The 17,861-nt window shown below is 62.3% G+C and carries 15 protein-coding genes; 9 read left to right on the forward strand and 6 right to left on the reverse strand.

Annotated elements, in window-relative coordinates:
• Positions 1-3: 3 nt before the first annotated feature.
• Positions 4-2,073 (forward strand): M13 family metallopeptidase, encoded by a 2,070-nt coding sequence (locus PW792_11240; GenBank protein ID MDE1162502.1) that lies wholly within the window; start codon positions 4-6, stop codon positions 2,071-2,073.
• An 86-nt stretch (positions 2,074-2,159) separates the two neighbouring features.
• On the opposite strand, the gene PW792_11245 is transcribed toward PW792_11240, so the two are convergent.
• On the reverse strand, positions 2,160-3,293 hold the full coding sequence (locus PW792_11245) for a hypothetical protein (GenBank protein MDE1162503.1): 1,134 nt from the start codon (positions 3,291-3,293) through the stop codon (positions 2,160-2,162).
• A gap of 160 nt (positions 3,294-3,453) precedes the next feature.
• Between PW792_11245 and PW792_11250 the strand changes: the two genes are divergently transcribed.
• Positions 3,454-4,068, forward strand: coding sequence for a UbiX family flavin prenyltransferase (locus tag PW792_11250; GenBank protein ID MDE1162504.1), 615 nt, complete (start codon positions 3,454-3,456; stop codon positions 4,066-4,068).
• An 81-nt stretch (positions 4,069-4,149) separates the two neighbouring features.
• Here PW792_11250 and PW792_11255 read toward each other — a convergent pair whose 3' ends face one another.
• The 3 genes from PW792_11255 to PW792_11265 form a co-directional block, all read right to left on the reverse strand.
• Complete coding sequence (locus tag PW792_11255; protein ID MDE1162505.1) at positions 4,150-5,118, reverse strand: alpha/beta hydrolase; 969 nt, start codon at positions 5,116-5,118, stop codon at positions 4,150-4,152.
• A gap of 47 nt (positions 5,119-5,165) precedes the next feature.
• The gene (locus PW792_11260; protein MDE1162506.1) at positions 5,166-5,813 is read right to left on the reverse strand and encodes a nitroreductase family protein; all 648 of its coding nucleotides are present in this window, start codon (positions 5,811-5,813) and stop codon (positions 5,166-5,168) included.
• Positions 5,814-5,937: 124 nt separating this feature from the next.
• Positions 5,938-6,960: a hypothetical protein gene (locus PW792_11265; GenBank protein ID MDE1162507.1), complete on the reverse strand. Its 1,023-nt coding sequence runs from the start codon at positions 6,958-6,960 to the stop codon at positions 5,938-5,940.
• A 119-nt stretch (positions 6,961-7,079) separates the two neighbouring features.
• On the opposite strand from PW792_11265, the gene PW792_11270 reads away from it, so the two are divergent.
• A complete protein-coding gene (locus tag PW792_11270) occupies positions 7,080-8,096 on the forward strand; it encodes a hypothetical protein (GenBank protein ID MDE1162508.1) in 1,017 nt (338 codons plus the stop codon).
• A gap of 260 nt (positions 8,097-8,356) precedes the next feature.
• Here PW792_11270 and PW792_11275 read toward each other — a convergent pair whose 3' ends face one another.
• Positions 8,357-8,515, reverse strand: coding sequence for a hypothetical protein (locus tag PW792_11275; protein ID MDE1162509.1), 159 nt, complete (start codon positions 8,513-8,515; stop codon positions 8,357-8,359).
• A 208-nt stretch (positions 8,516-8,723) separates the two neighbouring features.
• On the opposite strand from PW792_11275, the gene uvrA reads away from it, so the two are divergent.
• Genes uvrA through PW792_11290 form a run of 3 tightly spaced genes read left to right on the forward strand, consistent with a single transcriptional unit; the run spans position 8,724 to position 13,692 of the window.
• Complete coding sequence (gene uvrA, locus PW792_11280; protein MDE1162510.1) at positions 8,724-11,819, forward strand: excinuclease ABC subunit UvrA; 3,096 nt, start codon at positions 8,724-8,726, stop codon at positions 11,817-11,819.
• Between the two features lie 58 nt (positions 11,820-11,877).
• Complete coding sequence (locus PW792_11285; protein MDE1162511.1) at positions 11,878-12,810, forward strand: sensor domain-containing diguanylate cyclase; 933 nt, start codon at positions 11,878-11,880, stop codon at positions 12,808-12,810.
• A gap of 33 nt (positions 12,811-12,843) precedes the next feature.
• Positions 12,844-13,692, forward strand: coding sequence for a CPBP family intramembrane metalloprotease (locus PW792_11290; GenBank protein ID MDE1162512.1), 849 nt, complete (start codon positions 12,844-12,846; stop codon positions 13,690-13,692).
• On the opposite strand, the gene PW792_11295 is transcribed toward PW792_11290, so the two are convergent.
• Entirely contained in the window at positions 13,689-14,060 is a 372-nt protein-coding gene (locus PW792_11295; protein MDE1162513.1) for a DUF2442 domain-containing protein, read from the reverse strand. The two genes, PW792_11290 and PW792_11295, sit on opposite strands and share 4 nt — an antisense overlap.
• 301 nt (positions 14,061-14,361) lie before the next feature.
• On the opposite strand from PW792_11295, the gene mtnA reads away from it, so the two are divergent.
• The 3 genes from mtnA to PW792_11310 all read left to right on the forward strand — a co-directional run bounded on the left by mtnA (position 14,362) and on the right by PW792_11310 (position 17,850).
• A complete protein-coding gene (mtnA, locus tag PW792_11300) occupies positions 14,362-15,426 on the forward strand; it encodes an S-methyl-5-thioribose-1-phosphate isomerase (GenBank protein MDE1162514.1) in 1,065 nt (354 codons plus the stop codon).
• A 99-nt stretch (positions 15,427-15,525) separates the two neighbouring features.
• Positions 15,526-17,439: a VWA domain-containing protein gene (locus PW792_11305; GenBank protein MDE1162515.1), complete on the forward strand. Its 1,914-nt coding sequence runs from the start codon at positions 15,526-15,528 to the stop codon at positions 17,437-17,439.
• Positions 17,440-17,544: 105 nt separating this feature from the next.
• Entirely contained in the window at positions 17,545-17,850 is a 306-nt protein-coding gene (locus tag PW792_11310) for a permease (GenBank protein ID MDE1162516.1), read from the forward strand.
• Positions 17,851-17,861 lie beyond the last annotated feature (11 nt).

Here is a 17,861-nt window from a genome sequence, read left to right on the forward strand (position 1 = left end):
GCATTGCGTCTTACGCTCCGAACTCTTCTCCCTGCCGCCACCCTGGCGCTGACCGCCGCACTCCCGATCCACGCTCAAACCGCACCTGCCACCAATCCTGCGGTCGAGCACACCACACCCGCGCCCATCTTCGACACCTCCGTCATGGACAAGACCGTCGATCCCTGCACCGACTTCTATAAGTTCTCCTGCGGCAACTTCGCCAAGCGCTATCCCATCCCGGCCGATCAGTCCGCCGTCGACCAGTTCTACCTCCTCTTCAACATCAACACCGAGCGTCTCAGCGGCATCCTCACCGACCTCAGCAAGCCCTCGCCCTCGCGCACCCCCACCCAGCAAAAGGTCGGCGACGACTACGCCGCCTGCATGGACACCGCGCGCATCGAGCAGCTCGGCCTCAAACCCATCCAGCCGCTGCTCGACGAAATCGACCGCGTCAGCCTCTCCGGCCTCCCCTACCTCTCCGGCGAACTCCAGCGCTTCGGCGTCAAAGCCTTCTTCTCCTTCGGCGAGTTCCAGGACTTCAAGGACGCCACCAGGCAGGTCGCCATCATCGACCAGGGCGGTCTCGGCCTCCCCGAACGCGACTATTACACCCGCACCGGCGACGCCGACAAGAAGCTCCGCGAGCAGTACGTCCAGCATGTGATGAACATGCTCACCCTCCTCGGCGACCCACCCCAGAAGGCCCTCTTCGAAGCCCGCAACGTCGTGGCCTTCGAAACCAAACTCGCCGAAGCGCAGATGACCGTCACCGACCGCCGCGATCCCATGAAGATCTACCACCCGGAGACCATGGCCGAGTTCAACAAGCTCGTCGGTGTCCCCTTCGGCAGCTTCTTTGAGGCAGTCCACTCCCCGCACCTCGACTCGCTCGTCAACGCCAATCCGGCGTACTTCCCTGCGCTCATCGCCACCATCCGCAGCACTCCCCTCGAGACACTGCGCGCCTACCTGCGCTTCCAGGTTGCCACCACCTTTGCAGGCAACCTGCCGAAGACCCTCGACGCTGAAAACTTCAAGTTCTATGGCACCATCCTCAGCGGACAACCCACCCAGCGCGCCCGCTGGAAGCGCTGCTCCAACACCGTCGACGGCCAGCTTGGCGAAGCGCTCGGCCAGGCCTACGTCGATCGCTACTTCGCCGGCGACTCCAAGGCCAAGGTCCTCACCATGGTCGATTCCCTCGAAGCCAGCATGGGCCACGACATCGACACGCTCACCTGGATGAGCCCCGAAACCAAGGTCAAAGCCAAAGCCAAGCTCGCCCTGATCACCAACAAAATCGGCTACCCTGACCACTGGCGCGATTACTCCAACCTCAACATCTCGCCCACCGACGCCTTCGGCAACCAGCGCCGCGCCGCCGCGTTTGAAAACGACCGCGAGCTCGCCAAGATCGGCCAGCCCGTCGACAAGAACGAGTGGGGCATGACGCCGCCGACCGTCAACGCCTACTACGACCCCTCCATGAACAACATCAACTTCCCCGCAGGCATCCTGCAGCCAGCGTTCTACGACGCCAGCTCCGACGACCTCGCCGCCAACTACGGCCACATGGGCGTCGTCATCGGCCACGAACTCACCCACGGCTTCGACGATCAGGGCGCGCAGTTCGACGGTCTGGGCAACTTGAAGGACTGGTGGACCGCCGACGACAAAAAGAAGTTCGAAGCCCGCACCGGCTGCCTCGCCAACGAGTACAGCCAGTTCACCGCCGTCGACGACGTCAAGGTGAACGGCAAGCTCACGCTCGGCGAAAACACCGCAGACAACGGCGGCGCCGTCATCTCCTTCCTCTCCTACCTCGACCAGGCGAAGAAAGCCGGACTCAACACCTCCGACAAGGTCGACGGCTTCACCGGCCCGCAGCGTTTCTGGATCGCCTTCGCCCAGAACTGGTGCGAGAACACTCGTCCCGAAACCATCCGCCAGCAGGTCCAGACCGATCCACACTCCCCCGACCACTTCCGCGCCAACGGCGTCGTCGTCAACCAGCCGGAGTTCCGCAAGGCCTTCGCCTGCAAAACCGGAACCCCTATGGCCCCGGCGCAGAACTGCCGGGTCTGGTAAGTTACTCGCCGAAAATACCGCATCAAGAAGCCTCCCCCGTCTCAAACCGGGGGAGGCTTTTTTGCTGGGGAAACGTCATCGCCGAACTAGTACTTCAACCGGAAATCGTCGGGAAATACGCTCACCGTAGGCGACCCCGGAGCCATCTCGGACGCGGGCACATTCCCGTCGAGCAGCATCGGTGTCGGAGTTGCAGGCGGCGTCAGCTCTTTCCGCTTGGAAAGCTCAACGGGGACAGCTTTGGAATCTGCCAGCTCTGTTTCGATTCTCCGCGCTGGCGCTACAGGCTCATCACGGAGCACAAGCACCGGTGAGTTCTTCGGAAGGTGGAATCGCCCACCGAAAACATATGCCGCCGCCGTGATAATCGCCGTCGTCGGAGAAAGCAGTGTCAGCGGAATCCCATAGACCTTGACGAGACTCTCCGCTAACCCCTTCACCTCTCCCGAGCGCGGAATCGAACCCGGCACCTGGGGAACCACAAACGTCGTCAGCCCCATCTCCGGATGCTTCTTCGCGTAATGCACCACGGCACGCGCCACCGCCTTCGGACTGGTCATCCCGAGGTCCGACACAAAGTTGCGGCGGACGGCCTTCGGATACAGCCGGTTAATCATCACCCGCGAAAAATCAGCGCAGTTCGTGAACGCGCCGTTGTAGCGCGATTTGTTCGGCCGATCGTTGAAGAGCGCGATGATCTCCGCATCCTGCTCCTTGCTGGAGTTCATCCGAAAGCCATAGATCGTGCGATCGTAAGCCGACCCCACCGTCTCGTACCAGTTGCCTTTCGGAGCACTGCCATCGGGCAGGTCCGGCGCAATCGACTCCAGATGCTCCCGTCGATACGCATCACGCAGACCCGCCTCCATGTCGCGATCAACCCAATCAGGAATCTCCCCCACCGAATCCACAGAGTACAAATAGCCCACCACCGGAGTGACGACCCAGTCATAGTCCTCGATGCCGTCGTAACGAGAGATCACCGCTCCCATCTCTCCGGGACGGCACGCGCGCAGCTTTAGCGGGCCATCCGCGCAGATGTGGTCAAAATAGATGGCGGAATGTCCGGAGGGGATGACGAAACGCAAATTACCATACGGCTGTTCCAACAGCACCGAGATCGAGGCCCGAGCTCTCCCCGCAGCCAAAACAACCAGCAAGACAAACAACATCTTCAGCGCTCTCGTAGACTTCTGCGAGATCGTTTGATGGTTCAACATGGCCTCCGGCGCAGTGCGCTGGTGTTCAACCCAGGCCTTCGCGACCAGGATTGAAAGTGGTAGGGACCCTGAGGGCATACGAAATTAGAGCGCATGACCAGTGTATAAGTTGCTAACAGTTTGCTGGCTTATAGACAGCTATACGCGATAATCAACAACGATGGAAGTGGAAATTCACCGTACGGAACAATTGGATATCACGCTGGCCATTACCGGAGCCAGCGGCTCGATACTCGCACGCAAAATGCTCTTCGCGCTCGAATCAGACGCCCGCGTTCGCCGCGTTCACCTCGTTGCCTCCGACAGCGCCCTTCGTGTTCTCGCCGAAGAAGCCGGCATCTCCGGTCGCTCCGATCTGCCCGAAAAACTACTCGGTCAGCCCGCAACAAAAACGATCTTCCACGCCCATAACGACATCGGAGCTCCCATCGCCTCCGGCTCCTATCCGCTCGACGCCATGATCGTCCTGCCTTGCTCCATGGGTACCCTCGCGGGCATCGCTCACGGCATCGCGGGCAACCTCATCGAGCGCGCCGCCGACGTCTGCCTCAAGGAGCGCCGCCGCCTCGTGCTCTGTGTCCGCGAAACCCCATTCAACCTCATTCACATCCGCAACATGGCCACCGTCACCGAAGCTGGAGCTACCGTCTTCCCGGTAGTCCCCTCGTTCTACAACCACCCGCAGACCCTCGACGAGATGACCTGGAACTACGTCAACCGAGTCCTCGCCCACATCGGCCTGCCCCAACCCAACGCCTACATCTGGAACGGCTAGAGCAGCCACTGCAAGCAAAAGCGGCGCCAAAAGCGCCGCTTTCCCTCTGATATCTACGCTCTAATCGTCGAATGCCTTCCGCTACCGTCCCATCGCCCGCAGCGTTCTCACCTGCGGCTGAGGAACAGGATTCGCCTTCAGAAAGTCCGCCGTCGCCGCAGCCTCGCGGGCCGAGCAGCGCGCCGGAGCCAGATGCCCACAGCCTTCCAGAATATCCAGTTCCGAGTTCGGCACCAGTTCATGAAACTTCTCGCCGACCGCAAGCGGCGTCAGCTTGTCGTCCGCTCCCCACAGAATCAGCAACGGCTTCGAGAAGCCGCCCAGCTTCGTGTCCAGCGCGTCCTTCGCCGAAGAGATATCGGCATACTGCTTGCCAATCACGCCCGAGTTGTCCGTCATGGCAGCGGCAACAGCCTTCGCCACATTCTGCGGCAGCGGCTTGGCGCTTGGCTCCATCAGCGAAAATAGCTTCTGCACATCGTCCGCGTCATGCGGTGCAAACAAACCTGCCGGGAAGCGCGGCTGCCCGCTCTCCAACCCTGCAGCATCGAAGATCACTACCCGATCCACCTTCTCCGGATGCTCCGCAGCCAGCTTCATCACGATGAAGCCACCCATCGACCAGCCTCCGAGCGACGTGTGCTGCAGGCCCAGCGAATCGATAAAGTCCTGCACAAATTTCTCTTCGGAAGCGATCGAATAATCCGCATCCGCCGGACGCGGTGAACGCCCGTAGCCGAGAAGGTCCGGCGCGTACACATGGAAGCCCGCCTTCTTCAGCCTCTTCAGCATCGGCGCCCAGCTCTCACCACGATCAGCCAGACCGTGCACCAGCACCAGCGGAATCCCGCCTCCGGTCACGCGCGGCTCTGCTTCGTAGTAATGCACCCGGCCTTCCGGCGTCATCACATAGTTGCTGCGCACATGCGCCAGGAACAAGCCAAAATGCGTCGCCTGCATATCGGCCCACAGCGGCTTACGCCAGGCCAGCAGACCCAGAACAGCAGCTACGACCACCACCAACGCCACCAGGCGACCTAAAATCCTCATCCAGCTCTCCGTTCCTTGCTCAGGCCCAACTTGCTCTGCCGTCACACCTACTTCAACGGCTTGCCGTACTCTTCGCCAAACACTGTATGAGACATGTCGAAACGGCCACCATCAAACTTGTCCGGCCCCCTCAAATGCCCTATCGCCAGCAGCGAAACAACCCAGTAGCTCATCGGCAACCGCAGCGTCTCGCAGATCTTGTCCTGCTCAAAGCCTTCCATCGGTGCCGTGTCATAGCCCAGCGTCTCCGCCATCAGCATCATCGACGTCACCGCAATCATCACCTGCTTGTTCAACCAACCGCACATCTGCGACTCGTTGAAGCTCGACAAATACTCCGGAACCGATCCAGCCGCCTGCGCCGCATAGCTCTCCGGCATTCCGGCTTCCCGGCCCATCCGCAGCATCTCGTCCAGGTCCTTGCGCCAGCCGTCCCGGTCTCCACAAGCCACGATCACGGCCGAAGCTTCTTCCACCTTGGCCTGGTTATAGCTCGCGCCGCGCAATCGTTTCAGGTTCTCCGGCTGCTGCACCACAACGAACCGCCAGGGCTGCAAATTGTACCCACTGGGCGCGTGTAACCCCGCATCCAGAATCTGCCTTAAATCCGACGCCGGGAGAGGTTCGCCGTCAAAACTCGGCGTTGCGCGTCGTTCGCGAATCGCCTGTGCCAACGTTTTTTGTGTCGTTCCCATGATTGGTCTTCTGGCTCCAAAAACGTTTCAAAGTGCTTCGCACCGGCTTGAAATTTCTGCGACCGCCGGTTGCGGCTTCAAGCCCACAGTGTATGCGATGTGCACCGACAGTGGGGCAAGTCCTTTACCACTCCGACTTCAACACCTGCGTCGCGAACGGCGGAGCACCGTCCCCGGAAGGGTCGGCAAATACAGCCACAGACTCAAACACCGTCCGCAAATCCGCATGGGCAGCCATCAAAGCCTTCACCGCCGCAACGTTGCGTGCTCGCCCCGCCATCGGGTCCGGCAGCGTCTCCGCACGATAGCGCAGCGTCAACACCAACCCCTTACCGTCGTCCGAGCCATTCGCAGAAAGCTCCGTCACCGTATAGGAGGTGTTGTCCGCTGCCCGAAGAATGTAAGGCGAATCTGTCGAAACACCGCCATGAACCTCCGGCGGCAGGGCTGCAGAACGCTCGTCGCGCAGCCCTTCCAGATGCGTCGAGGTCACAAAATTTGCCGGTCGCAGCAGACGATCGGCCAGCCCATACTCCAGCCACCCCAACCAGCTCACGTTCGGCTTCGCGGCCTTCACCCTGGCTCGAGCATCCGCCCAGTACCAGAGGCCATCATGCCCGGCCGCCATCCGTGCGTGCGGATAAAGCCCCGCCAGCTTCCACTTGCCCGCATCCTGCCGCAGCAGCATGGAGAGCACATACGGTCGCTCCCCCGCCGCTTCCACCATCGCAAACGCGTACAGTCCGCGCGAAAGCCCAGAGATGCTGAACGAAGTCGTCGACGAAGCTCCAGCAAGCTCACACGTAAAGTCTGCCGAAGAGCTGTCCCCGGGAGTGCGGGCGTTTGCATCCAGCTCATAAAGCTGTGTCACCCGCAGCGAGTCCCCGCTGATCGCGTCAGCCGTCGTCCGCACCAGGTACGCCGCCGCCGAGTTGCCCTGCAACTCCGACACCGACGCCGCGCTCACAGCAGCGGCATCGCCCGTCTTTACCGACGACGCAATGCTCAGCGCCACCTGCGCCAGCGAATCCCGCGCCCCACCCAGCATCTTGCTTTGCGTCGTGCAGCTCTGCGCTTCCGCCGCAAAACTACCCAGCACAACCGCCAACGCCGACAGGCCACAGCACGCGATCTTCGTCCTTGCCATCATCCTCACCTTCCCCGTCATCCTACCCGACGCTACGTCCGCACAGGTATGCTGAAGTTCACGGACGTTTGCGAGCTACCTTTCTGCCCGCTTCACACGTCCCACTTATCAAGATGCCATTGCCTAAGCTCACGTTCGCCTGGACCGCCGCAGCCGTCGTCGCCTCCGCCTCAACTCTCGGAGCGCAAACGCTGCCCGCCACCCCGCCGACCTCCGCGACGGCAGCCCCCTCCCCCATCGCCGCAACCGCGCCCACGACAGCAAATATGCACGGCAAACACGCTTATGTGACCTTTGCCGACGGCATGCTCAACGTGAAGGCCAACAACTCTTCACTCAACGTGATCCTGCGTCAGATCAGCGAAGAAACCGGCATGACGATCACCGGCGGCGTCGCCGACGACCGCGTCTTCGGCAACTACGGCCCCGGCGATCCCGGAACAGTCATCGCCACGCTCCTCGGGGGCACCGGCGTAAACGTCCTCGTCCTCGGAGACGACGCCAACCGCCCCAAATCGCTCGTCCTCACCCCGCGTACCGGCAGCGCAACCGCGCCCAGCCCTACATCACCTCAGTACGATGACGAAGCCCGCGCCGAAGCCCTCATCCTTCCGCCGCCCGGACAACCCGCCGTGAACATCGCCGCGCCCGGAGCCACAGGCTTCGATGCCTCGCACACCACCAGCGGCAACTCCACGCCCGTTCCCACTCCCGTGACCTCGAATGGCACAACGGCCGTCCCCGATCCCAACGGATCGCCGATAAGCTCGCCCCCCTCGGCCACCCAGCCGTACAACAACGTCAACGGCTCCAGCACGAACACCTCGCCAACGGCCTCCACGCTGCCGACGACGAACTCCGTGCCAATCGACTCGCTCCCAACCCCGTCGACAACCCCATCCTCCTCCGGCATCGTCGATTCGCCCAACGCGCCCCCCGCAGGCAGCACCACCAATCCGACCGGAACCACGGTAACCAACACCACCGTCGCCCCGGACGGCACGACCACCACCACGACCGTCACCGCACCCAACGGCGTCAGCACCCCCGAGCAGATCTACAAGAAGCTTCTCGATTTACAGAAGGCCAGGCAGGCACAAAGCACTGGCTCGACGACCACCACCACGCCCCAGTAGCCAGGGTCAGGCGTTTGCAGGCGAGTGGTTTGCAGGCGAGTGCCAAGTGGTTAGTCGTTAGTGGTTAGTCCTAACTGAACCTTGCCGATGGCAAGCAATCCAGCCCGCACAGAAAGAGGCCCTTGCCATCGGCAAGGGCCTCTTTCTGTAAATCACTAACCACTAATCACTAACCACTAACCACTAACCACTAACCACTAACCACTAACCACTCAGAGCCAAAACCGCTCGCAAGCCGCCACCATCAAACCGCCACAACCCTACGCCGTGACCGAGAACGTCTCCGCCATGCGCTGCTTTGCCACTGCGATGGAATGCACTCGAAACACCCGGAACAAGACCTGGCAGATTCCGTAGCTCACCAAAACTCCCAGCGTCAGGGACGCGAAGACCGCGCACACCAGCATCACCGTTTCCACTGAAATCCTCCAAAAAATACCGCAAACCTACAACATGAAGCGTTTTCTAGTCTGTCTCAATCCAACAGCTTTGCCTATTACCTTTAGCGGTTCCTTCTATAGCGTTTTCATCGGGTGCAAAATCTCTCCTCGCAATCGGTCCAGGCTAAGCCGTTTTGCCGCCTCGCGATAAACTAGAAGACTGGTCCCGCGACCGGGAAAAACATCTATGAGCATTACGCACATCAATGTCCGCGGAGCTCGTCAGCACAACCTGCGCGACGTCTCCGTCTCCATCCCGCGCAACACGCTCACCGTGGTCACCGGCCTCTCCGGCTCGGGCAAGTCCTCACTGGCGTTCGACACCATCTACGCCGAGGGCCAGCGCCGCTACGTCGAGACGCTCTCGGCCTACGCCCGCCAGTTTCTCGACCAGATGGAGCGGCCCGACGTCGACAGCATCGAAGGCCTTTCGCCCGCCATCTCCATCGAGCAGAAGACCACCTCGCGCAGCCCGCGCTCGACCGTCGGCACCATCACCGAGATCTACGATTACCTGCGCCTGCTCTGGGCCTCGGTCGGCCAGCCGCACTGTCCCAACTGCCACCGCCCCATCTCGCGCCAGTCTGCCGAGCAGATCCTCGCGCAGATTACCGAACGCGACGACGCTATCGGCGAACGCATTACGGTGCTTGCGCCGATTGTGCGTGGCCGCAAGGGCGAGTTCCGCGACGAGCTCGAAGCCTTGGACAAGAAGGGCTATCGCGTCCGCATCGACGGCGAAATCACCGAGATCGAAGAAGGCATGCGCCTTGAAAAGCGCAAAAACCACACCGTCGAAGCCATCGTCGACCGCATCATCCTGAAGCTTGCGCCGGACGAAACTACGCCCGACACCAAGCGCCTGCAGACCGCCATCACGACCGCGCTGACGCTCGCCGGGGGCCTCGTCCTCGTCGGCCTGCAATCGCGCGGCGGCGAGTATCTCGAGACGCTCTACAGCACCTCCATGGCCTGCCCCGACTGCGGCATCAACGTGCCCAAGCTCGAGCCGCGCTCCTTCTCGTTCAACTCCACCTACGGTGCCTGCCCGGAGTGCAACGGCCTCGGCAGCATCTTTGACTTCGACCCCGCAAAAACCATTACCGACTGGTCGAAGCCTCTGCTCGACGGCGCCATGGGCCCCGGTGGCACAGCGCAGTATCTGCTCCGGCTCATCAAGCTCCACGCCGAAAAGAGCAAGATCAATCTCAAGCAGCCCTTTGAAGCACTACCGAAGGAGCAGCAGGACATCTTCCTCTACGGCCCGCCACGCGCGGACGCCGCGCGAACAGGCTTCCACGGCATCATCCCCTACCTCCGCGACTCGCTCGAAGAGACCAAGTCTGACGGCTATCGCGAGTACATGATGCAGTACATGAGCGCGAACGACTGCCCACGCTGCCACGGCGCACGCCTGCGCCCGGAGTCGCTGGCCGTAACGATCCCGCTCGCTGCCGCCGTCGCACACCCGCCCGTGCATAGCGAAGACCACGACCTGGAGCCGATCCAGAGTTCGCACGCAGCCAAAGACTTTTCCATCGCCGACTTCACCGGCCTCTCGCTCGAACGCGCCCTCACCGGCGCACGCAGCATGAAGTTCACCGGTCGCGAAAAGCTCATCGCCGATCGCCTGCAGCGCGAGGTCATCGAACGTCTCGAGTTCCTCAACGACGTCGGCCTCGGCTACCTCTCGCTCTCGCGCTCCGCAGCAACCCTCAGCGGCGGAGAAGGCCAGCGCATCCGTCTCGCCACCCAGATCGGCTCCAAGCTTCGCGGCGTGCTCTACGTTCTCGATGAGCCTTCGATCGGCCTGCACCAGCGCGACAACCAGCGCCTCATCTCCGCGCTCGAAAACCTGCGCGACATCGGCAACACCGTCCTCGTCGTCGAACACGACGAAGACACCATGCGCAAGGCCGACTACCTGCTCGACCTCGGCCCCGGGGCCGGCAAAAACGGCGGCTTCGTCATGGCCGAAGGCACCCCCGCCGAGGTCATGGCGAACCCGAACTCCGTCACCGGCCAGTACCTCAGCGGAAAGATCGACATCGTCACCCGCCCCACCGAAGGCAAGCTGCCGCGCCCGCTCACGGGCCGCTGGCTTTCGATTGAAAACGCCACCTCGCACAACCTGCGCAACGTCACGGCACACTTCCCGCTCGGCGTCATGACGGTCGTCACCGGCGTCTCCGGCTCGGGCAAATCCACGCTCGTCAACGACATCCTCTACCGCTCGCTCGCCAAGGAACTCTACGGCAGCCGCGAAGAACCGGGCGCACACAAAGCCATCCACGGCGCAGGCGAACTCGACAAGGTCATCCAGATCGACCAGTCGCCGATCGGCCGCACCCCGCGCTCCAACCCCGCCACGTACACCGGCGTCTTCACCGCCATACGCGACCTCTTCGCCATGCTTCCCGACTCGCGCGAGCGCGGCTACAAGCCCGGCCGCTTCAGCTTCAACGTCCAGGGCGGACGCTGCGAAGCCTGCACCGGCGAAGGCCAGCGCCGCATCGAGATGAACTTCCTGCCCGACGTCTACGTGCAGTGCGAAGTCTGCAACGGTCGTCGCTACAACCAGGAAACGCTCGCCGTAAAGTTCAACGGCTACTCCATCGCCGACATCCTCGACCTCCCCATAGAAGAGGCCGTCACCGTCCTCAAGGACATCCCGACGATCCACAACAAACTGCAGACGCTCGTCGACGTCGGCCTAGGCTACATCCACCTCGGCCAGTCCGCCACCACGCTCTCCGGCGGCGAAGCCCAGCGCATGAAGCTGGCCCGCGAGCTCTCCAAGCGCCAGACCGGCAAGACCCTCTACCTGCTCGACGAACCCACCACCGGCCTGCACTTCGACGACGTCCGCAAGCTGCTCGAAGTCCTGCATCGCCTCGCCGACCTCGGCAACACGGTCATCATCATCGAGCACAACTTCGACATGATCCGCAACGCCGACTACCTGATCGACATGGGGCCGGAAGGTGGCGAAGGCGGCGGCATGATCGTCGCCCAGGGTGCGCCCGAACTCGTCGCCCACGTCGAGGCCTCGCACACCGGCAAGTTCCTACGCCGCTACTACGAAGACGCCGGAACACTCGAACTCAGCAAGCAGCTTCCACCCGTCGAACTCCCGGATTACGTGAAGAAACCACCCAAGCCGAAGTTCATCGCTCCCGAGCGTAAGACCGGCGTACCAACGGCTTCGAAGAAGAAACCCGAAGAAGGCTCCAAGCCAGCAAAAAAAGCCGCCAGGAAGACATCAAAACAGGCGGCGAAGTAACCAAAGTACCTAAAGACTGGCTGTACTCTGCCGATGAACTTAGCGGAGTACAGCCACGATGAGCCAAAACGACAGCGGCATCCGCCTCGTCGCAGAGTACAGCGTCGACACCATGATTCAGCTCGGCGCGGACCACATCATCCGCTACGCCTCTCCGGCGTGCGAAAGCCTGCTGGGCTACACCCCCGACGAGATGGTCGGACTCGTGCCAGAGCGTGACCTGATCGACCCGCGCGACATGCCCGCACTGGAGCGCACCCGCGAACGCGTCGACCATGAAGGGGCTACCGAAACCCGTACCGTCATGCGCTGGCGGCGCAAGGACGGAAGCACCGTCTGGGTCGAAACCAGAACCCGCGTCCTGCGCGAACCAGACACCAATGCAGTCCGCGAACTCGTCATCGCCGTCCGCGACATCTCCGAGCAGAAGAAGCTTGAAGAGCAGCTGGCCCTCATGGCGTTGACCGACGGCCTCACCGGCCTCGCCAACCGCCGCGCCTTCGACGAGCGCCTGGAGCACGAGTGGCAGCGCACCCTCCGCAACGGCCACCCGACCTCCCTGCTGCTGATTGACCTCGACCACTTCAAGAAATTGAACGACCGCTACGGCCACCAGGTCGGCGATGACTGCCTGCGGGCCACCGCTCGCTGCATCGACAACCAGATTCGCCGCGGCATGGACTTTACCGCCCGCTACGGTGGCGAAGAACTCGCCGCCATCCTGCCGGAGATCGACTTCGACGGCGCGATTCACGTCGCCCAAACGATCTGCCAGGCCGTCGCCGCCCTCCGCATCCCGCACCCCGACAACGTCGAAGGCAACGGCATGGTGAGCATCAGCGTCGGCGTCGCCACCGCGCTCTCTCGTTGTGGAGGCAGCATGCGTATGCCCGAAAGCCTGCTCGTCGCCGCCGACTCCGCGCTCTACAAGGCAAAACATCTGGGCAGAAATCGTGCCGAAGGAGCACTTCTTCTCACTCCGGCGGCATAACCCGCCCTCGGCCTAGTACCCTAGTTAGGCAGCATGGAAGACGCCTACGACATCCAGCACGATCCGCACCCGGCCCGGGAAGTCCCACCGGCCCGCCGCATTCCGCACTTCGGCCACACGCTCGTCTTTTTCTCGCTAACGGCGTTCTGCATCCTCTTTACAAGCGGCATCACGCTCGGCATACTCCACGCCCACTCGGCGGAAACGGCTTCGCAATACCCGCTGCCGCTGGCCGCAGCACAGGGCGTCGCCTACCTGCTGACCCTGCTCTGCTCCATGCCACTCTTCCCTGTCTTCTGGGGCGTGCCCTTCTTCACCGGCATCCAGTGGAACCTCCGCCAGGCCGTGCGCCAGTGGTGGAAGCTCGTCCTGATCGGCATCGGACTCAGCCTTCTGGCACAGTTTGCCGACCGCTTCGTCAAACAACCCGACCACGTGGACATGCTTGAGCTCTTCAAGAGCCCGCTCACCTCGTGGTGTGTCGCCATCTTTGGCAGCCTCCTGCCGGCGTTCATGGAAGAGATCGCCTTCCGCGGCTTCCTGCTTCCGTCCCTCGCGACCGCCTACGACTGGCTATCGATGGAACGCACGCCTGCCGGTCTCGACCGCTGGGAGCGCACCAGCGATCACTCGCTGCCCGCCTGGATCTTCGCCACCGTCTTCTCCAGCGCCGCGTTCGCCGCGCTGCACGGAGGCCAGCTCCACGGTGCTCTCGGTCCAATTGTGGTGCTCTTCGCCGTCTCCGTAACGTTTTCGGTCATCCGTATCCGGACCCGCTCCGTGGCTGCTGCCGCGCTGGTTCACGCGGTCTACGACGCTCTGCTCTTTGCGGAGATGGCTGTCGCCACCGGCGGCTTCCACCACCTCGACAAGCTCGGCTAAGCCGCCTGTCCGCGCCCCTGCGCAGCCAGCTTTTCCATCCAACGCTGGTTGCCGCGCAGACCGTCGGCAAGGCCCTTCACCGAGAACGCGACATCCAGCGTCCGCCACCACACCGCTGAGTCGAGCATATCGAGCACGACATCCGCAGCCTGTTCGCGCGTCGCCGCGGCCACATCCTGCAACTCTTCACGCGGAATCATCACGCGGCGTCCAGTCAGCAGCGTCAGCACAAACATCTCCTGCTCGGGAACATACCGAACCGACGTGGCAACCTCATCAGGCTCAGGATCACGCGCCTCAGCCAGCGCCCGTTCGATCATCGCTTCAGACTCCGCATCCAACGGAGCTTCCAGCTCTTCTTCAGTCATGCCTGCCTCCATGCGTTTCGTCCCAAAGCTTGCGTAATTCAGCTTCCTGCATCCGAGCGACACGGAGCACACGTCGAACTTCGTTGCGCTTCGCGTTGATTGGCTCAACGTTATCGTTCCGCGACGAGAGCAAAACACCCCCGATCGCAGGCAGATCAAGCACCATCCTCAGACTCCCATAACGGGCATGAACATGCGCCGGAGGATGGTCGTCTGAATAAATCATAAAAGAGATACCTTCGAAGCTCAGCGTACCCATTGCCTCATCCTATACACGCTCACGCGATAAACTGGAAGCACGATGATTCCGACACTCCAATGGACGCCAGAAGGCGTCAGCTTCCTCGACCAGACCAAGCTTCCGCAAGTAGAAACCTACGTCCTTGCGCGTAACTACAACGAAGTCGCCGACGTGATCCGCAACATGGTCGTCCGCGGTGCTATGGCCATCGGCGTCTCTGCGGCGATGGGCGTTGCCCTCGGCATCCAGCAGTCCACCGCCGCCACCCTGCCCGACCTCGCCGCCGAAGTCGAAGTCATCTGCGACACCCTCGCAAAGACCCGCCCCACGGCCGTGAACCTCTTCTGGGGCATCGCGCAGATTCGCGACCTCTACAACAAGCTCTCGGCCGCCAACACCGCGATTCCCGAGATCAAGTCACAGGTCGTCGCGCTCGCGCAGACGCTCTATGACGAAGACATCGCCAACCTGAAGATCCTCGGCGCATTCGGCGCAGACCTCCTCCCGCAGGAAGGCACCATCCTCACCCACTGCAACGCGGGCGCACTCGCCGCCTGTGGTTACGGCTCCGCGCTCGGCGTCATCCGCGCTGCGGTCGAGCGTGGCTACAAGATTGACGTCTTCGCCGACGAGACCCGCCCCTTCAACCAGGGCACCCGTCTCACCGCCTGGGAGCTCACCAAGGACAACATCCCCACCACGCTCATCTGCGACAACATGGCTGGCTACTTCATGGGCCAGGGCCGCATCAAGGCCGCCATCGTCGGTGCAGACCGCATCGCCGCCAACGGCGACACCGCCAACAAGATCGGCACCTACTCGGTCGCCATCCTCTGCAAGGAGCACGGCATCCCGTTCTACGTCGCCGCGCCCTTCAACACCATCGACCTCGAAACGCTCAGCGGCAAGGACATCCCCATCGAAGAGCGTGCCGCACGCGAGGTCACGCACGTCAACGGTGTGCAGGTCACGCCCGATGGCGTCGGCATCGCCAACCCGGCCTTCGACGTCACGCCTGCAAAGTACATCACCGCGATCATCACCGAGCGCGGCGTCCTTCGCGCACCGTTTGAAGAGTCCATCGCCGCCATGGCGAAGCAGACACCCGAACTCGCCACCGCGTAACCTCAACATCCACAAGAAACTTCAGGGGCCGCGCGAAACTTCTTTCGCGCGGCCCCTGTCTATCTACGCAGACTTCCATCCCCCGAGGCTTCCCTGCCCATGCGCCGACTCGCTGCTGCCATCCTGCTCCTCACCCCGCTTGCTCTCGCCGCCCAGCAACAACCAGCGCAGCAGCCCACCCAGCAGGAACAAGACGCAGGCACCGTGCCGACGATCCGCACCAGCACCCAGATCGTGCTCGTCGACGTCACCGTGCAGGACAAGCAGGGCAACCCCATCCACGGCCTCAGCAAAGACAGCTTCGTCCTCACCGAAGACAAGCATCCCCAAACCATCCGCCACTTCGAAGAGCACACCCCGGACAGCTCCAAACCCGGCCTGGCGCTTCCGCCTATGCCCGCCGGCACCTTCACCAACTACACGCCCACGCCCGAAAACGGCGCACTCAACATCCTTCTGGTCGACTCTCTCAACACCCCTCTCACCGACCAGAGCTACGTTCGCGCCCAACTCGCAGAGTTCGTGAAGAAAGCCAAACCCGGCCAACGCATCGCCATCTTCGGCCTCTCGCAACGCCTCTTCATGCTGCAAGGCTTCTCCTCGGACCCGCAGGTGCTGCGTAACTCCGTCGAGCACAAACTGATCCAGCGGCAGTCCACGCTGCTCGATAGCCCCGTCGACTCCGCCGACGCGCTCACCGACGGCATCACCGATCAGTCGATGCTCAGCTCCTCCTCGCTCTCGCAGTTCCAGGCCGAAACCTCAGCCATGCAGACGCAGTTGCGCGTGCAGTACACGCTCGATGCCTTCAACACGCTGGCACACTACCTGCAGGCGTTCCCAGGACGAAAAAACCTCATCTGGTTCTCGGGCTCGTTCCCCATCAACATCCTTCCCGACGCCACGCTCGACAACCCCTTCGCCGTCATGAACGTGAACGAAGACGAGTTCCGCGACACCACCAACCTGCTCGCCCGCGCCCAGGTCGCGGTCTATCCCGTAGACGCTCGCGGCCTCATGACCAACCCTGCGTTCTCCGCCTCGCAAAGAGGCGGTAACCTCGGCGCAAACCCCGCAGGCATCTCCAACAAAATCGCTCGCTTCGAGCAGTCGCAAGCCGACGAGCACATGACCATGGACCAGCTCGCCGACGAGACCGGTGGCCACGCTTTCTACAACAACAACGACCTCGCCGGGGCAGTCTCCTCCGCCATCAACTCCGGCTCGAACTTCTACGCACTCACCTACTCGCCCCAGAACAAGAAGTGGGACGAAAGCTACCGCACCATCAAAGTCACCCTCGCCCCAACGCTGGCAAAGGCAGGCTACAAACTCGCCTACCGCCAGGGGTACTACGCCTTCGATCCCTCAGCGCCAACGTCCAAAAAGAAGAAAGCCGATGAAGCTCTGCCCTCCGTCGTCACGACCGATGCACAGGTCGCCTCGCAAAGCACCGGAGCAGCCTTCGCCCGGGCCGCCATGGCCCACGGTGCTCCCACGCCACAGGACATCCTCTTCAAGGTCCGCGTCCTTCCCGCCTCCACCAAAGACGAACCCACGCCGGCGTACGGAAACCAACTCGATCCGCTGCATCCCGCCAGGGGTCCCTTCCGCACCATGCTCGTGGATTACGCGATCCCCGGCAGCTACTTCGATCTGACCAAGTCCCCCGAAGGCCGCTACGTCGGTGCGATTGAGTTCTCGACGCTGCTCTACGACCGTGATGGACGCCTGTTGAACGCCACCGGCCGCGCCATCAAGCTCAACCTGACGCCGGAAAACTACGCCATCTTCCGCAAGGTCGTCCGCGTCCGCCTCGAAGTCAGCGTCCCGGTAAAGAGCGGCGAAAGCTTCCTCCGCATCGGCGTGCACGACCTCAGCAACAACCGCTTCGGCGTCGTAGAAATCCCCGTAGCCTCCGTCGCAAAACTCCCGCCACCACCCGATGCACCCGCACCAGCGGCCACGCCAGCAGCAACCCCACCCACAACACAGCCCAACGCCAAGCCGTAGCAGCCCTCGCAAGAACATAGCAAGCATCGACAGCCAGAAAGCAAACCAGAAAGCATCGCCGCGAAAGCAATGCCCTCACACCCGGGGCGTAGACTCAAAGCAGCGATGAGCAGGGCCACGTTCTATCTCCGGCAGAAATCTCTCGCTCGCGGTAACGTTCTCGTCTTCGCGGGCATCATTCTGTCCCTGCCTCTCTCGCACTTCCCCCACCTGCAGCAGAACCCCTGGCTCATCGTCCCCACGCTGCTCATCGCGCTCGGCACGGCCGAGACCTTTCGCAACATCGAGCGGCGCTGGAGCTTTTACCACGCAGGCGTCATCCTCTGCATTTACATGGACCTGATGGCTCTCTTCCTCGTGCTCTTCTTCCTCATCTGTCCCTACCTCGCCCTCGGCGCCTACGTGCGTTAGCCGCCTCGGAA

This window comes from Acidobacteriaceae bacterium (assembly GCA_028283655.1).
Taxonomy (GTDB): domain Bacteria; phylum Acidobacteriota; class Terriglobia; order Terriglobales; family Acidobacteriaceae; genus Granulicella.

What these genes read in the sequence shown, in the direction of transcription:
- PW792_11265 (MDE1162507.1), bottom strand. Translation starts at nt 6,960, where the DNA reads ATGGCAAGGACGAAGATCGCGTGCTGTGGCCTGTCGGCGTTGGCGGTT.
- mtnA (MDE1162514.1), top strand. Translation starts at nt 14,362, where the DNA reads ATGATTCCGACACTCCAATGGACGCCAGAAGGCGTCAGCTTCCTCGAC.
- PW792_11260 (MDE1162506.1), bottom strand. Translation starts at nt 5,813, where the DNA reads ATGGGAACGACACAAAAAACGTTGGCACAGGCGATTCGCGAACGACGC.
- PW792_11245 (MDE1162503.1), bottom strand. Translation starts at nt 3,293, where the DNA reads ATGTTGAACCATCAAACGATCTCGCAGAAGTCTACGAGAGCGCTGAAG.
- PW792_11250 (MDE1162504.1), top strand. Translation starts at nt 3,454, where the DNA reads ATGGAAGTGGAAATTCACCGTACGGAACAATTGGATATCACGCTGGCC.
- uvrA (MDE1162510.1), top strand. Translation starts at nt 8,724, where the DNA reads ATGAGCATTACGCACATCAATGTCCGCGGAGCTCGTCAGCACAACCTG.
- PW792_11255 (MDE1162505.1), bottom strand. Translation starts at nt 5,118, where the DNA reads ATGAGGATTTTAGGTCGCCTGGTGGCGTTGGTGGTGGTCGTAGCTGCT.
- PW792_11290 (MDE1162512.1), top strand. Translation starts at nt 12,844, where the DNA reads ATGGAAGACGCCTACGACATCCAGCACGATCCGCACCCGGCCCGGGAA.
- PW792_11310 (MDE1162516.1), top strand. Translation starts at nt 17,545, where the DNA reads ATGAGCAGGGCCACGTTCTATCTCCGGCAGAAATCTCTCGCTCGCGGT.
- PW792_11295 (MDE1162513.1), bottom strand. Translation starts at nt 14,060, where the DNA reads ATGACTGAAGAAGAGCTGGAAGCTCCGTTGGATGCGGAGTCTGAAGCG.
- PW792_11305 (MDE1162515.1), top strand. Translation starts at nt 15,526, where the DNA reads ATGCGCCGACTCGCTGCTGCCATCCTGCTCCTCACCCCGCTTGCTCTC.
- PW792_11285 (MDE1162511.1), top strand. Translation starts at nt 11,878, where the DNA reads ATGAGCCAAAACGACAGCGGCATCCGCCTCGTCGCAGAGTACAGCGTC.